We start from the raw sequence: 13,302 nt of genomic DNA, 5'->3' as shown, positions 1-13,302 counted from the left end.
GCAACGCGATGTAATACCCGGCTGGAGCCAGAAGGGAAAACTCGCGTCCTTCCCTCGGGCCTGACATCGTAGCAACTTCCTGTCTCGCGCGGGGATTTGCCTTCTGCAAAGCTCCCCAGAGTTGTACCATCAATTGCGGTATGACATGGAACGTGTAAGGATGAAAGTCGTGCGTACGAGGGCCCGATGGCAAGGCAGGAAAAGATCAGCGCGATTCTGACCCGCCTCCACCAGGCGAGCCCGGCCGGCTTCGCAATTGCCCTTCACGTCAAGTACACCGCCCCGCGTTATCTTTTTCAGTCCTACGAGAGGGACTGGCTCGACACCTATTCGCGCAAGGGACTGGTGCTGCACGACCCCACCGTGCGGTGGGGATTCGAGCATACCGGTGCCATCCGCTGGAGCGACCTGGCCGACGACGACGACAAGGGAGTTCTAGAGCAGGCGGCAGCGCATGGGCTGCGATTCGGGGTCTGCGTCGCCTACACGGCGGAAGGCTCCCGCAGCATGGCAAGCTTCGCCCGCTCTGACCGCGAACCGACCGACGCGGAGATTTCCGGACTCGCCGCCGATCTCGCGGAACTGCACGGTCTCACCGCGACGGCCGAAAAGCTCTCCCCCTCGGTCCATGAGACGCTGAAGCAGCTTTCGATCTACCTGACCCACGGCTGAGACGCGGACTCAGACCGGCTCGATATCGCCCTCGGCCCGCAGCGCATGGAAGTCGCGCACGAAATCGGCGAGCCGCCCGACCGCGATAGCCTCCGTCAGCCCCTGCATCAGCTCCTGGAAGTAATGCAGATTGTGCCAGGTCAGGAGCATGCCCGAGATCATCTCGCCGGCGCGGAAGACATGGTGCAGATAGGCACGCGAGTAAGAGCGGCAGGCCGGGCAGCTGCAGTGCTCGTCCAGGGGGCGCGGGTCGTCCATGTGGCGGGCATTCTTGATGTTGACCTGTCCGCGCCGCGTCCAGGCCTGACCGGTGCGTCCCGAGCGTGACGGGAGCACGCAGTCCATCATGTCGATGCCGCGCTCGACCGCGCCGACGATGTCGTCGGGCTTGCCGACGCCCATCAGGTAGCGGGGCCGGTCCTCCGGCAGGAAGCCCGGCGCATAGTCGAGAACGCCGAACATCGCCTCCTGCCCCTCGCCCACCGCAAGGCCGCCGACCGCATAGCCGTCAAAGCCGATCGCGCGCAGCGCCTCGGCGCTCTCGGCGCGCAGCTCCTTCGTCACCCCGCCCTGCATGATGCCGAAGAGCGCATGGCCCGGCCGGTCGCCGAAGGCGTCGCGCGACCGCTGCGCCCACCGCATCGAAAGCCGCATGCTCGCGGCCACCTCGGCCTCGGTTGCGGGCAGCGCGGGGCATTCGTCGAAGGCCATCACGATGTCGGAGCCGAGCAGCCGCTGGATCTCCATCGAGCGTTCGGGCGTCAGCTTGTGCTTCGAACCGTCGATATGGGAGGAGAAGGTCACCCCCTCCTCGCTCATCTTGCGCAAGGAGGCGAGACTCATCACCTGGAAGCCGCCGGAATCGGTCAGGATCGGCCGCTCCCAGTTCATGAAGCGGTGGAGCCCGCCGAGCCGCGCGACGCGTTCGGCGGTGGGGCGCAGCATCAGGTGATAGGTGTTGCCCAGAAGGATGTCTGCGCCGGTGGCGCGCACGCTCTCGGGCAGCATCGCCTTGACCGTGGCGGCGGTTCCGACCGGCATGAAGGCCGGTGTGCGGATCTCGCCCCGCGGGGTGGAGATCGTGCCGGTCCGGGCGCGGCCATCTGTGGCCGCAAGCGTGAATGTGATGCGCTGGCTCATGGAGCGCGCTGATACAGAAGCGGCGCGGCCTTGGCCAGAGTGTCGCGGGCGGCGGCCGGCATGGCCGCCGCCGTCACGGGTTACGGCTGGAGGTCTGCCGGCGCCGTGTCGACGATCTCGGACCATCTGGCGTCGGCCTGCTGGATATAGGTCGCCGGATCGCTCGACCATTTCTCGGCGACCGGCGGCGCGACGTTGAGGTAGAGCTTGTCGCCGACGATCTTCCAAAGATCGGGATCGCCGTCGAGCTTGATCCCCATCGCCGCGCCCATCGCGCAGTAGCCGCCATACTGCGGCGCGAATTTCGCGGGCTCGGCGTCGAACATCGCCTTGTTGTCCTCGCTCGCGAAGCGGTAGACGGCACCTCCGTATTCCGAGGTGATCTGGAAATCGCCCTTCGCCGGCGCGCCTGCGGTGAAATAACTCACCGGGTCGTAGCCGCGCAGCGCGAGCCCCGTCGTGGTCGCGTTCACCGACACGTCCGCCGCCATCGCCGAGGCGGCAAGCGTCACCGCCAGCGCCGAACCCATCGCCAGTTTGCGGAAAATCGAGGTCATCCGTGTTCTCCCTTGTCTGTCCGGCCCAGAAGCGGGCCCCGGGTATCGGGGTAGACCAATGCGCGGCCCACGCAAAAACACCACTTCGCGACGGGACGTGAACCGGCGTGACCTCGGTGCGCGGGTCCGCAGCCGTTGTGCAAAGCCGCGCAGGCCTGCGGCAGACCGGCGCGGGCGGAGTCCCGGCACTGGACCTCGCCGGGCCCATTCCTTATATAATCCCTCAACAACTCAGCGAGACGCCCATGACCGCCGAAGCCACGAACCCGATCGAGGGCGCCCCCCTGATCAAGCCCTCGACCACCGACCACCCGCTTTACGAGGCCGTCGTCGAGGCCTGCCGGAGCGTCTATGACCCCGAAATCCCGGTCAACATCTACGACCTCGGCCTGATCTACACGATCGACATCTCGCCCGAGAACGAGGTCGGCATCGTCATGACCCTGACCGCGCCGGGCTGCCCCGTGGCCGGGGAGATGCCGGGTTGGGTCGCCGACGCGGTGGAACCCCTCGACGGCGTCAAGCAGGTCGACGTGCAGATGACCTTCGAACCGCAATGGGGGATGGACATGATGTCCGACGAAGCCCGGCTCGAACTCGGCTTCATGTAGTCAAGCCAAAAGGCTTGCTTTCAAAAAAGAAAGCCATATGATTTGCTTTATGGAAAGCAAGTCAAAACGCTGTACGGGATACGCGCCGGTCGTCGCGGTCCTGACCGGCGATATCGTCGCTTCCCGCAAACACGACAGGTCGCAAGTCGACACCGCGATGGCGCGGATCGCCAAGACCGCAGCCGGCTTCGGCCAGATGGCTGGTGCGGATTCAAGATTCACCCGCTTTCGCGGCGACGGCTGGCAGATCGTCCTCGGGCGCGCGGGCTGGGCCTTGCGCGCGGCCCTCATCCTCATCGCCGACCTGAAGACCAGCGGATCCGGGATCGAGACCCGGATCTCGGCAGGCATCGGGCCTTGGGAGAGCCTCGGCACCGCAAACCTCTCCGACGCGTCCGGCCCGGCGTTCTCCGTCTCGGGCGACCTTCTCGAAGCGATGCCGCGGCACCGGCGGCTCGCCATCGCCGGCGGCCGCGATACGGCCGCGCACGGCACGGCTGACCGCGACTGGCAGGCGGCGATCTTCGACATGGCGGAATGGATTTCCTCGCGGTGGTCGCAGCCACAGGCCGAAGCCATGTCGATGGCGCTCGGTGATGGCTGGACAACCCAGGACGAGCTGGCCCGGCGCCTCGGCATCACGCGGCAGGCCATGCATTCGCGGCTAACGGGTGCGGGCTATCAGGCGATGGAGAACGCCCTCGCAGCGATCGAGCATTACGAATGGTAGAACAGGCATGATCGAGACCTTCGCCGCCCTCCTCCTCGCCCATGTGCTCGCCGACTTCGTGCTCCAGACCCGGAGCATCGCCGAGACCAAGCGCAGCCCGGCCACGCTTCTCTTGCACGGCGCCATCGTCCTTGCCACCGCTCAGGCCGCGACCGGACGCATCGACGCGCCGGAGCTTCTGGCGCTCGCGGTGCTTCATGTCGCCATCGACTGGACCAAGACGAAAGCCGGCGCCTCCGGCCTTGGCCCCTTCCTTGCCGATCAGGCAGCGCATCTGGTGACGCTTGCCGCCCTCGCCGCCCTCCGCCCAGACCTCTGGGCGGGCGGGATCTGGAGCGGCCTTGTCTGGCTTCCCGGCCTGATGGCGCTCGGGGCCGGCTTCATCCTCGCCACCCGCGCCGGCGGCTTCGCGGTCGGGCTCCTGATGCGGCCCTGGGCCGATGTCGAGCTGCCGACCGGCCTAACCGACGGCGGCAGGCTCATCGGGCTTCTGGAACGCGGGCTGATCTTCCTTCTGGTGATCGTCGGCGAGCCCGCCGGCATCGGGTTTCTCATCGCCGCCAAGTCTGTACTTCGGTTCGAGACCACATCGAAGGACCAGCGCGCCGGCGAATACGTGATCATCGGCACGCTTGCCTCCTTCGGCTGGGCGCTGGTCTTCGCCTACGCGACGCTCTGGCTCATGGGCCACCTGCCCCCGCTTGAGATCGCCCGCTCCGCGCCTTAGATTAAGGGGACAGGATACGGAGACGGAACATGTTCGGCATTCCCGGCAAGGCCCCGGTGACGCTCACGCCGCGAGCGGTCGCGCAGATCACCCGGCTGATGGCCCGCGATGGCGCCTACGGGCTGAAGCTCGGCGTCAAGAAGGGCGGCTGCGCGGGCATGGAATACACGATGGAGGTCGCCGCCGAGGCGGCGCCGCACGACGAGGTCGTCGAACAGGACGGTGCGCGGGTGATGATCGCGCCGATGGCGCAGATGTTCCTCTTCGGCACCGAGATCGACTACGAGACGTCGCTGCTCGAATCCGGCTTCAAGTTCAACAACCCCAATGTCTCCGAGGCCTGCGGTTGCGGGGAGTCGATCAAGTTCAAGGACATTCCGGCCGACAGCGCGTCCCGCGCATGAGCGTCTCCGACGCCGACATCGCCTTCGCGCTCGAACTGTTCGACGCGCTCGGTCCGCTGACCACCCGCAAGATGATGGGCGGGCTCTGCCTTTATCGCGACGGCACGATCTTCGCGATCCTGCACGGCGACGGCTCGATCTGGCTCAAGGGCGCCGGCGGCTTTGCCGATAAGATCGCGGCCGAAGGCTGGGAGCACTGGACCTACCAGCGCGACGGCGGCAAGGTCACGGCAATGCCGTACTGGCGGCTTCCCGACGCGGCGCTTGACGATCCCGCGCTCGCCTGCAATCTCGCAAGGGAAGCGATTTCACATCTGGACTAGGGAGCGGCGGATGCGGCGGAAACTTGCGGCGGGCAACTGGAAGATGAACGGCACCGCGGCGAGCCTTGCCGAGATCCGCGCGCTGGCCGAGGCCCGCTCCGCGCCCGCCTGCGACATCCTGATCTGTCCGCCCGCCACCCTTCTCGCCCGCATGGCCGAAGCGCTGGGCGAGGCACCGATCGCGCTCGGCGGCCAGGATTGCCACGCCGCCACCTCGGGCGCCCATACCGGCGACATCTCGGCGGGTATGCTGAAGGACGCCGGCGCCTCCCATGTCATCCTCGGCCATTCCGAGCGCCGCGCCGACCACGGCGAGTCCGACGCCGCGGTCCGCGCCAAGGCGGAAGCCGCGCGCGCCACCGGCCTCGTCGCGGTGATCTGCGTCGGCGAGACCGAGGCCGAGCGCGACGCGGGCCGCACCCTCGACGTGATCGGCACCCAGCTTCAGGGCTCTGTCCCCGACGGCGCGACGGCGGCCGATACGGTGATCGCCTACGAGCCGGTCTGGGCCATCGGCACCGGCCGGACGCCGACGCTCGAGCAGATCGCCGAGGTCCATGACTTCCTCCGCGCCCGCCTCGCCGACCGCTTCGGGGCAGAGGCCGATGGCATGCGGCTCCTATATGGCGGCTCGGTCAAACCCGGCAATGCCGCCGAGATCTTCGCCGTCTCCAACGTCGACGGCGCGCTCGTAGGCGGCGCGAGCCTCAAGGCCGCCGATTTCGGCCCGATCATATCGGCACTCGAAGCCGCAGGCTGAAACGCGGGCCCACGCCGGGCGCGCGCGCCCATTTCACCAGCTAGGGCGCGGACGTTCCATTCGCGACTTCGATGTCGCGCCCGAACGCGCCATCCGCCCCGCCCGATGAGACCCTGCGCCGCAGAACCCCGTATTGCGGAGCCCCCCGTACGTGACGACTGCCGCCTTCGTTCCTTCGCCCCGCAACGACCGGGTCAGCGCCAACCTCGCCTGCATCGTCTCGATGCTGGTTTGGGCGGCGGGTTTCCCGATCGCCGACGAACTCCTGAAGACGCTGCCGGCGCTGACGGTCACGCTCCTGCGCATGTCGCTTGCCGCGCTGTTCCTTCTGCCGGTCTGGGTCGTCGTCGACGGTCCGCGCCGGGTCCGCGGCGCGGCCTGGGGCCGCGGGCTCTGGGTCGGCGCGGTCGGGTTCGGGCTCGGCTCGTTCCTTTTGATCTTCGCCCAGAGCCGCACCGACGGCGTGACCGTCGCGGTCATCTGCGCGGCCATGCCGGTCGCCGGTATCGCGCTAGAATGCCTGTTCGATCGGCGCCGCCTGACCTGGCGCATCGTCGCGGGGTTGATCCTCAGCGTCATGGGCGGGGTGGCCGTCTATGCCGCCCGGATGGGCCATATCGACTTCGGGCTCGGCGCGCTCGCCGCTCTCGTCTCGATCTTTGTCTATTGCTGGGGCTCGCGCGCCTCGGTCACCGCGCTTCCCGGCCATTCGGCGATGGCGCGCAGCGCTCTGACGATCATCGGAGCGGCACTCGGCATCGCCGCGGCCCAGCTCGCCTGGCAGGCCTTCGGCGGCGAACCGGTCGCCTGGGAGCGGATCGGGATGCGCGAGTGGAACCTCTTCGCCATCTATGCCATCGGCTCGCTGGCGCTTTCGCAGCTTCTCTTCCTGATCGGGGTCGCCGGGCTCGGCATCGGCATCGCCTCGATGCATATGAACATCGCGCCCTTCTACGTCATGCTCTTCGCGCTCGCGCTCGGCGGCGGCTGGAGCTGGGGCCAGGGTGTCGGCGCCGCGATCGTCGCCGCGGGCGTGATCATATCCCAGGGTCGGAACGGCAGGCGCACGGCTTGAAACCCGGGCGGGGCTGGGCTTAGCTCGCCCCAATCACGCCCCGGGGAGAGCCGATGCTTCACCTCAGCCAAACGCCGACCGAACCCGCCTTCGTCCAGGACCCCTACCCGTTCTACGAACGCGCGCGGGCGGGTGGACCGCTGTTCTTCTGGGAGGATTACGGCCTCGTCTGTGCCACCTCCGCCACGGCGGTCGGCGCGAGCCTCAAGGCCGCCGATTTCGGCCCGATCATCGCCGCGCTCGAGGCCGCCTGACCGTTTCCGACAGAAAGGTCGCTGCCGGGCGCGCGACGCCGGGCACATACGTCCATCATCCCGCGGGTGTATTCAGCGTGGAGCTCGACCGGCTTGCCGACAGCGTCGATCGTTCCCTCGCCGGGCGGGTCTCCACTGGCTGCCAACATGGCCTGCGTCGCCTCGATGCTGGTCTGGGCAGTTGGCTTTCCGGTCGCGGATGAACTGCTGAAAGTCCTGCCGCCGATTGCAATCGCGACCCTTCGCTTGTCGATGGCCGCCCTGGCCCTGCTCCCCTTCTGGTATCTGTCGGACGCCGGGCGCGAATGGCGGTCAGCCGCTTGGGCACGCGCGCTCGTCATTGGCGCTATGGGTTCCGGTATCAGTGCTCTCCTGCTCATCTACGCTCAGGAACGGACAGACGGCATCACTATCGCGGTCATCTTTGCCGCAATGCCGATCGCCGGCATCGCGCTCGAATGCCTCTTCGACGGTCGGCGCCTGACATGGCGACTGATCGCGGGGATCATCCTCTCCACGATCGGCGGCATCGCTGTTTACGGGGCGCGCATGGGCCATCTAAACATGGGCCTCGGGGCGCTCTCCGCACTGGTATCGGTTGTGATCTTCGCCTGGGGCGCGCGCACCTCGGTCAAGGCGCTGCCAGACCTGTCTGCGCTTGGTCGCACGACCATAACGCTGACCGGCGGCGCCATAGTGGCCGTGGTGGTGCAGGCGTTCCTTGATCTTACCGGAAGCGCGGCCGTTCCCTGGCACCTTATCGGTGCGCGTGAATGGCTCTATCTGGCGATCTATGGCGTCGGCAGCCTCGCCATCGCACAGCTTCTGTTCCTGACGGGTGTCGCAACCCTCGGCGTCGCCGTCGCCACGATGCACCACAACGTTGCCCCGTTCTACGTCATGGTCTTCTCGCTCGCTTTCGGCGCAGGCTGGAACTGGGGACAGGTCGCAGCCGCCGCACTCGTCGTCCTCGGCGTGATAGTGGCGCAGGGCCGCGGCAACCGGGCTCCTTGAACCCGAAGTGTGCCTCTGTATAGCTCACCGGATGCAGCACCTCAGCCAATCGCCGACAGATGACGGGTTTGTCCAGAACCCCTACCCTTTCTACGACTGCGCCCGGGCGGGCGGACCGCTGTTTCATTGGCGGGACTACGGTCTGGTCTGCGCCACCTCCGCCACCACGGTCGGTGCGATCCTGCGCGATCGACGCTTCGGCCGCGAAGTGCCGCCCGAAAACCGCAAGCCCGTCCCCGACCACCTCGCGCCCTTCTATGCGGTCGAAGCCCATTCGATGCTGGAGCTGGAACCGCCCCGCCACGCCCGGCTGCGGTCGCTGGTTCTGCGCGCCTTCACCTCGCGCCGGATCGCGGCCCTCGCGCCGGAGATCGCGGCCCTCAGCCACAATCTCATCGACGCCTTCCCGGCCGGCGAGTTCGACCTTCTCGACGCCTTCGCGCGGAAGCTGCCGGTCATCATCATCGCCCGCCTCCTCGGCGTGCCGGAAGAGCGCGCGGACGACCTCCTCGCCTGGTCGAACGCGATGGTGTCGATGTACCAGGCCCGCCGAAGCCGCGCGACCGAGGATGCCGCCGTCGCCGCGACCGAAGCATTCACGGCGTTCCTGCGGTCCCATGTCGAGGAGCGCCGCTCCAAACCGGCCGACGACCTCATCACCCATCTCATCACCGCCGAGATGGAGGGCGAGACGCTCTCGACCGACGAGCTGATCGCGAACTGCATCCTGCTCCTGAACGCCGGCCACGAGGCAACCGTCCACACGCTCGGCAACGGCATCAAGGCGCTTCTGGAAAACGGCCTCGGCGCCGGAGTTCTCGGCCCCGACCGGATCGAGGGCACGGTCGAGGAGATCCTGCGCTACGACCCGCCGCTGCATCTCTTCACCCGCCACGCCTACGAGGATGTCGAGATCGCCGGCCACACCTTCCGCCGCGGCGACGAGGTCGGCTGCCTGCTGGCCGCCGCCAACCGCGACCCGAAGGCCTGGGACGCGCCCGGACGGTTCGACCCGGACCGCCCGGTCAAGTCGCACCTGACCTTCGGCGCGGGCCTGCATTTCTGCGTCGGCGCACCGCTCGCCCGGCTCGAGTTGCAGACCGCGCTGCCGATCCTGTTCGATCGCCTGCCTGGCCTCGCCATCGCCGAGCCGCCACGCTACGCCAACCTCTACCACTTTCGCGGCCTGGAGCGGCTCGGTGTTGAGCCGCGCCGCGTCGCCCGGAGCCCCTGAGACCGGCGGCGCCGGCCTCAGGGCTGCAGCGGCATGGAAGTGGTCGACTTGATCTCCTCCATGCTCAGAAGGGCCGTAACGTTGTAGATCTTCACCTCGGAAATCAGCGCCTGGTAGAAGGTGTCGTAGGCGCGGGCGTTCTTCACCCGGACCTTGAGGATATAGTCGATATCGCCCGCGAGCCGGTGCGCCTCCATCACCTCGGGCCGAGCGCGCAGCGTGGCGAGGAACTTCTTCTGCCATTCAGCCTCGTGTTCGCTGGTGCGGATCAGCACGAAGAAACAGGCCTCGAGCCCGAGCGCCTCGGGATCGAGCAGGACCGTCTGCCGGCCGATCACGCCGGCCTCCTTCATCTTGCGGATTCGATTCCAGACCGGGGTCTTCGACGACCCCACCTTGCCCGCGATCTCGTCGAGCGACTGGCTGGCGTCCTCTTGCAGTTCGCCAAGGATTTTCCGATCCATCTCATCCAGACGGACTGACATTCGCTTTTTCCTCCGAACTCGGAACACGGGTTTCTGTCGATGCCAGATACAGAACATATGTCCTTATTGGCAAGAGCATATGGCGTATATGTGGGAAAGTTTCCTATATAGAGGAAGAAATTCAGCGTCGCGAACACAGCCTGCCCGAAAGGACATCCCCATGAGCCGCGCCTACACGCCGAAAGTCGTCACCGCGAACGCTCTGATCGAGGGCGATGTCGTCTATCTGACCGCCGACGACCGCTGGACGCGCGAGCATGGCGAGGCCGAGCTGATCCAGGACGAGGCCCATGCCCAGCTCCGGCTTCTGCAGGCCGAAAAGCAGCGCGGCATCATCGTCGGTGCCTATCTCGCCGATGCGAAATCCGGCCCCAACGGCCCCGAACCGATCCATTTCCGCGAAGCCTTCCGCACCCGCGGCCCTTCGAACTACGCCCACGGCAAGCAGGAGACCTCGAATGTATAAGTACAACGACTTCGACGAGGCCTTCATCCGGAGCCGCAACAAGCAGTTCCGCGCCCAGGTCGAGCGCCGCATCGATGGCTCGCTCACCGAGGACGAATTCAAGCCGCTGCGCCTGATGAACGGGCTCTACCTTCAGCTTCACGCCTACATGCTGCGCGTGGCCATTCCCTATGGCACGCTGCGCTCCGACCAGATGCGCCAGCTCGCGATGATCGCCGAGCGCTGGGACAAGGGCTACGGCCATTTCACCACGCGCCAGAACATCCAGTACAACTGGCCGAAACTGACCGATGTGCCCGACATGCTCGACGCGCTCGGCGACGCGCAGATGCACGCGATCCAGACCTCCGGCAACACGATCCGCAACGTCACCGCCGACCATTTCGCCGGCGCCGCCGCCGACGAGATCGAGGATCCGCGGCCGACGGCGGAGCTCGTCCGTCAGTGGTCGACCGACCATCCGGAGTTCCAGGCCCTGCCGCGCAAGTTCAAGATCGGCGTCACCGGCTCGCCCAACGACCGTGCGGTCACGAAATCGCATGACATCGGCCTTCGGATCGTCCGGGGCGGGTCCGGCCAGACCGGCTACGAGGTGCTGGTGGGCGGCGGTCTCGGCCGCACGCCGATGGTGGCCCAGGTGATCCGGCCCTTCCTGAAGAAGGCCGATCTCCTGCCCTATCTCGAGGCCATCGTCTCGACCTACAACCTCTGGGGTCGCCGCGACAACAAGTACAAGGCGCGGATCAAGATCACCGTCTTCGAGAACGGCATGGAGAAGTTCCGCGACTCGGTCGAGGAGCGGTTCAAGGTCACGCGCCAGGAATTCTCCGGCGCTGATCAGGACGTGCTGCGCGAGATCGAGACGCATTTCGCCGCACCGGCCTTCCGCAACGCGCCGGAAGACGCCTTCGACGCCGCGCTCAACGCCGATCCGGTGTTCCGCTCCTGGACCGACACCAACCTGACCGCGCACCGCGCGCCGGGCTACGCGATCGTCACCGTCTCTCTGAAGGCGCATGGCGAGACGCCGGGCGACGCGACGGCCGACCAGATGCGGCTTCTCGCCGACGTCGCCGACAAGTACGGCCACGGCGAGCTGCGCATCAGCCACGAGCAGAACGTGATCCTGCCGCATGTCCACAAGTCGGACCTGCCGGCGCTTCACGCCGCGCTCAAGACGGAGCGCCTCGCCACCGCGAACATCGGCCTCGTCTCCGACATCATCGCCTGCCCCGGCATGGATTACTGCGCGCTGGCCACCGCCCGCTCTATCCCGGTCGCGCAGGAAATCTCTTCGCATTTCAAGGCGATCGGCCTCGAGGAGGCGATCGGCCAGCTCAAGATCAAGATCTCGGGCTGCATCAACGCCTGCGGCCATCACCATGTCGGCCATATCGGCATCCTCGGCCTCGACCGGGCCGGCGTGGAGAACTACCAGATCACGCTCGGCGGCGACCACACCGAGAACATGGTGATCGGCGAGCGCGCGGGCCCCGGCTTTGCCTATGACGAGATCGTTCCGGCGATCGAGCGGCTGCTGCGCGCCTATCTCGAGGTCCGCGAGGACGCGTCCGAGACCTTCCTCGACGCCTATCGCCGGCTCGGGCCCGCGCCTTTTAAGGCCGCGCTCTATCCGGCCGAGGCCGAACGCGATGCCGCTTGAGGCGCCGCGTCCCTGCCTCGACGCGCGCGCGGCCGCGCTCAACGACCGCTATCGCCACCATTCGGCGACGGCGGTCCTCGAGCGCGCGCTCTACGATCCCGAGGTGGGCAACGTGGCGCTGGTCTCGTCCTTCGGGGCGGAATCGGTGGTACTCCTGCACCTCGTCTCGGTGATCGCGCCGGGCACGCCGGTGATCTTCATCGACACCCAGATGCTTTTTCCCGAGACGCTGGAATACCAGCGCGAGCTGGCCGAGAAACTGAACCTGACGGACATCCGCACGATCCGCGCCGACCGGCGCGACACCGATTTCGAGGATCCGGACGGGACGCTGCACCAGTTCAGCACCGACGCCTGCTGCGCGCTGCGCAAGGTCGTGCCGCTGGAACGTGCGCTGCAGGGCTTCGACGGCTGGATCACCGGTCGCAAGCGGTTCCAGGCCGGCACCCGCGCCGCACTCGAGTTCTTCGAGAACGAGGAGAACAAGCGCCTCAAGGTCAACCCGCTTGCCCATTGGGGCCGCGAGGATCTCGAGGAGTACATGGTCAACAACCGCCTGCCGCGCCACCCCCTGGTCGCGAAAGGCTATCCTTCGATCGGCTGCGCGCCCTGCACGAGCCCGGTCAAGGAAGGTGAAGATCCCCGCGCAGGACGTTGGCGCGGAACGCAGAAACAGGAATGCGGCATTCATTTCATCAACGGGAAGGCCGTGCGCGGCCCCGTGCCGCAGGACGACGACACGAAGGAGACGGCAGCATGAGCGTGATCGTGCGCGACGACGGCTTTCACGCCGAGGACTACACCGGGGAGGCCGTCATCGACATTGCCCAGGACACCAGGCCCGAGGCGTTGCCGGACAGCTTCGACGGCGTCGATCTGATCCGCGTGGCCTTCCCCGCCGCCTCCGACGGGCGCGGCTTCAGCCTTGCCCGCCAGCTCCGCGCGAGGGGCTATGCAGGACGGCTCCGCGCCAGGGGCCATGTGATCGCCGACCAATACGCGATGGCGCGGCGCTGCGGCTTCGACGAAGTCGAGATTTCAGACGATCTGGCCGCCCGCCAGCCGGCCGAGCAGTGGATCTTCCGCGCCGACTGGCAGGAGCACGATTACCGGGCGCGACTGAAAGCCTGATCACGGGGGGTTTTCCCCACACCGAAACGCCAATAGAAGGAGGGGTGCGAACGCGC

General features: G+C 67.1%; 18 protein-coding genes. 15 read left to right on the top strand and 3 right to left on the bottom strand.

Features of this window, described 5'->3' with window-relative positions:
* Positions 1-186: 186 nt before the first annotated feature.
* Positions 187-672 (top strand): autoinducer binding domain-containing protein, encoded by a 486-nt coding sequence (locus R5H32_RS05600; protein ID WP_318337693.1) that lies wholly within the window; start codon positions 187-189, stop codon positions 670-672.
* A 9-nt stretch (positions 673-681) separates the two neighbouring features.
* Here the strand turns inward: R5H32_RS05600 and tgt are convergent, their stop codons facing one another.
* Positions 682-1,812 (bottom strand): tRNA guanosine(34) transglycosylase Tgt, encoded by a 1,131-nt coding sequence (gene tgt, locus R5H32_RS05595; RefSeq protein ID WP_318337692.1) that lies wholly within the window; start codon positions 1,810-1,812, stop codon positions 682-684.
* A gap of 80 nt (positions 1,813-1,892) precedes the next feature.
* Complete coding sequence (locus R5H32_RS05590; protein WP_318337691.1) at positions 1,893-2,369, bottom strand: YHS domain-containing (seleno)protein; 477 nt, start codon at positions 2,367-2,369, stop codon at positions 1,893-1,895.
* Positions 2,370-2,614: 245 nt separating this feature from the next.
* On the opposite strand from R5H32_RS05590, the gene R5H32_RS05585 reads away from it, so the two are divergent.
* From R5H32_RS05585 to R5H32_RS05540, 10 genes are all read left to right on the top strand, one after another.
* Positions 2,615-2,980 carry an SUF system Fe-S cluster assembly protein gene (locus R5H32_RS05585; RefSeq protein ID WP_263338911.1) on the top strand — a complete coding sequence of 122 codons (366 nt, stop codon included), beginning with the start codon at positions 2,615-2,617 and terminating at the stop codon, positions 2,978-2,980.
* 49 nt (positions 2,981-3,029) lie between these two features.
* Complete coding sequence (locus R5H32_RS05580; protein WP_318337690.1) at positions 3,030-3,710, top strand: hypothetical protein; 681 nt, start codon at positions 3,030-3,032, stop codon at positions 3,708-3,710.
* A 7-nt stretch (positions 3,711-3,717) separates the two neighbouring features.
* Positions 3,718-4,437 (top strand): DUF3307 domain-containing protein, encoded by a 720-nt coding sequence (locus R5H32_RS05575; RefSeq protein WP_318337689.1) that lies wholly within the window; start codon positions 3,718-3,720, stop codon positions 4,435-4,437.
* A 29-nt stretch (positions 4,438-4,466) separates the two neighbouring features.
* The gene (locus R5H32_RS05570; RefSeq protein ID WP_318337688.1) at positions 4,467-4,841 is read left to right on the top strand and encodes an iron-sulfur cluster assembly accessory protein; all 375 of its coding nucleotides are present in this window, start codon (positions 4,467-4,469) and stop codon (positions 4,839-4,841) included.
* On the top strand, positions 4,838-5,164 hold the full coding sequence (locus tag R5H32_RS05565; RefSeq protein ID WP_318337687.1) for a TfoX/Sxy family protein: 327 nt from the start codon (positions 4,838-4,840) through the stop codon (positions 5,162-5,164). Before R5H32_RS05570 ends, R5H32_RS05565 begins: the two co-directional genes overlap by 4 nt.
* A 10-nt stretch (positions 5,165-5,174) precedes the next feature.
* The gene (gene tpiA, locus R5H32_RS05560) at positions 5,175-5,924 is read left to right on the top strand and encodes a triose-phosphate isomerase (RefSeq protein WP_318337686.1); all 750 of its coding nucleotides are present in this window, start codon (positions 5,175-5,177) and stop codon (positions 5,922-5,924) included.
* A 151-nt stretch (positions 5,925-6,075) separates the two neighbouring features.
* A complete protein-coding gene (locus tag R5H32_RS05555) occupies positions 6,076-6,999 on the top strand; it encodes a DMT family transporter (RefSeq protein ID WP_318337685.1) in 924 nt (307 codons plus the stop codon).
* 53 nt (positions 7,000-7,052) lie between these two features.
* Positions 7,053-7,253, top strand: a complete 201-nt coding sequence (locus R5H32_RS05550; RefSeq protein WP_412098992.1) for a hypothetical protein — start codon at positions 7,053-7,055, stop codon at positions 7,251-7,253.
* Positions 7,254-7,400: 147 nt separating this feature from the next.
* Complete coding sequence (locus R5H32_RS05545; RefSeq protein ID WP_318337684.1) at positions 7,401-8,267, top strand: DMT family transporter; 867 nt, start codon at positions 7,401-7,403, stop codon at positions 8,265-8,267.
* A 31-nt stretch (positions 8,268-8,298) separates the two neighbouring features.
* Positions 8,299-9,501, top strand: a complete 1,203-nt coding sequence (locus R5H32_RS05540) for a cytochrome P450 (RefSeq protein WP_318337683.1) — start codon at positions 8,299-8,301, stop codon at positions 9,499-9,501.
* A gap of 17 nt (positions 9,502-9,518) precedes the next feature.
* Here R5H32_RS05540 and R5H32_RS05535 read toward each other — a convergent pair whose 3' ends face one another.
* On the bottom strand, positions 9,519-9,986 hold the full coding sequence (locus tag R5H32_RS05535) for an Lrp/AsnC family transcriptional regulator (protein ID WP_263338929.1): 468 nt from the start codon (positions 9,984-9,986) through the stop codon (positions 9,519-9,521).
* Positions 9,987-10,146: 160 nt separating this feature from the next.
* On the opposite strand from R5H32_RS05535, the gene R5H32_RS05530 reads away from it, so the two are divergent.
* From R5H32_RS05530 to R5H32_RS05515, 4 genes are read left to right on the top strand one after another with little or no spacing between them, the layout of a single operon-like run.
* A complete protein-coding gene (locus tag R5H32_RS05530; protein WP_318337682.1) occupies positions 10,147-10,452 on the top strand; it encodes a DUF2849 domain-containing protein in 306 nt (101 codons plus the stop codon).
* The gene (locus R5H32_RS05525) at positions 10,445-12,115 is read left to right on the top strand and encodes a nitrite/sulfite reductase (RefSeq protein WP_318337681.1); all 1,671 of its coding nucleotides are present in this window, start codon (positions 10,445-10,447) and stop codon (positions 12,113-12,115) included. Before R5H32_RS05530 ends, R5H32_RS05525 begins: the two co-directional genes overlap by 8 nt.
* Complete coding sequence (locus R5H32_RS05520) at positions 12,105-12,875, top strand: phosphoadenylyl-sulfate reductase (RefSeq protein ID WP_318337680.1); 771 nt, start codon at positions 12,105-12,107, stop codon at positions 12,873-12,875. Before R5H32_RS05525 ends, R5H32_RS05520 begins: the two co-directional genes overlap by 11 nt.
* A complete protein-coding gene (locus tag R5H32_RS05515) occupies positions 12,872-13,246 on the top strand; it encodes a DUF934 domain-containing protein (RefSeq protein ID WP_318337679.1) in 375 nt (124 codons plus the stop codon). The genes R5H32_RS05520 and R5H32_RS05515 overlap by 4 nt, the downstream gene beginning before the upstream one ends.
* The last annotated feature ends 56 nt before the right edge of the window (positions 13,247-13,302 follow it).

This window comes from Defluviimonas sp. D31 (assembly GCF_033436765.1).
GTDB lineage: Bacteria > Pseudomonadota > Alphaproteobacteria > Rhodobacterales > Rhodobacteraceae > Albidovulum.
This window is presented reverse-complemented; position numbering and strand designations above follow the sequence as displayed.

Excerpts from the sequence above, each read along its gene's own strand:
- R5H32_RS05600 (WP_318337693.1), top strand. The coding sequence starts at position 187 with ATGGCAAGGCAGGAAAAGATCAGCGCGATTCTGACCCGCCTCCACCAG.
- tgt (WP_318337692.1), bottom strand. The coding sequence starts at position 1,812 with ATGAGCCAGCGCATCACATTCACGCTTGCGGCCACAGATGGCCGCGCC.
- R5H32_RS05590 (WP_318337691.1), bottom strand. The coding sequence starts at position 2,369 with ATGACCTCGATTTTCCGCAAACTGGCGATGGGTTCGGCGCTGGCGGTG.
- R5H32_RS05585 (WP_263338911.1), top strand. The coding sequence starts at position 2,615 with ATGACCGCCGAAGCCACGAACCCGATCGAGGGCGCCCCCCTGATCAAG.
- R5H32_RS05580 (WP_318337690.1), top strand. The coding sequence starts at position 3,030 with ATGGAAAGCAAGTCAAAACGCTGTACGGGATACGCGCCGGTCGTCGCG.
- R5H32_RS05575 (WP_318337689.1), top strand. The coding sequence starts at position 3,718 with ATGATCGAGACCTTCGCCGCCCTCCTCCTCGCCCATGTGCTCGCCGAC.
- R5H32_RS05570 (WP_318337688.1), top strand. The coding sequence starts at position 4,467 with ATGTTCGGCATTCCCGGCAAGGCCCCGGTGACGCTCACGCCGCGAGCG.
- R5H32_RS05565 (WP_318337687.1), top strand. The coding sequence starts at position 4,838 with ATGAGCGTCTCCGACGCCGACATCGCCTTCGCGCTCGAACTGTTCGAC.
- tpiA (WP_318337686.1), top strand. The coding sequence starts at position 5,175 with ATGCGGCGGAAACTTGCGGCGGGCAACTGGAAGATGAACGGCACCGCG.
- R5H32_RS05550 (WP_412098992.1), top strand. The coding sequence starts at position 7,053 with ATGCTTCACCTCAGCCAAACGCCGACCGAACCCGCCTTCGTCCAGGAC.
- R5H32_RS05545 (WP_318337684.1), top strand. The coding sequence starts at position 7,401 with ATGGCCTGCGTCGCCTCGATGCTGGTCTGGGCAGTTGGCTTTCCGGTC.
- R5H32_RS05540 (WP_318337683.1), top strand. The coding sequence starts at position 8,299 with ATGCAGCACCTCAGCCAATCGCCGACAGATGACGGGTTTGTCCAGAAC.
- R5H32_RS05535 (WP_263338929.1), bottom strand. The coding sequence starts at position 9,986 with ATGTCAGTCCGTCTGGATGAGATGGATCGGAAAATCCTTGGCGAACTG.
- R5H32_RS05530 (WP_318337682.1), top strand. The coding sequence starts at position 10,147 with ATGAGCCGCGCCTACACGCCGAAAGTCGTCACCGCGAACGCTCTGATC.
- R5H32_RS05525 (WP_318337681.1), top strand. The coding sequence starts at position 10,445 with ATGTATAAGTACAACGACTTCGACGAGGCCTTCATCCGGAGCCGCAAC.
- R5H32_RS05520 (WP_318337680.1), top strand. The coding sequence starts at position 12,105 with ATGCCGCTTGAGGCGCCGCGTCCCTGCCTCGACGCGCGCGCGGCCGCG.
- R5H32_RS05515 (WP_318337679.1), top strand. The coding sequence starts at position 12,872 with ATGAGCGTGATCGTGCGCGACGACGGCTTTCACGCCGAGGACTACACC.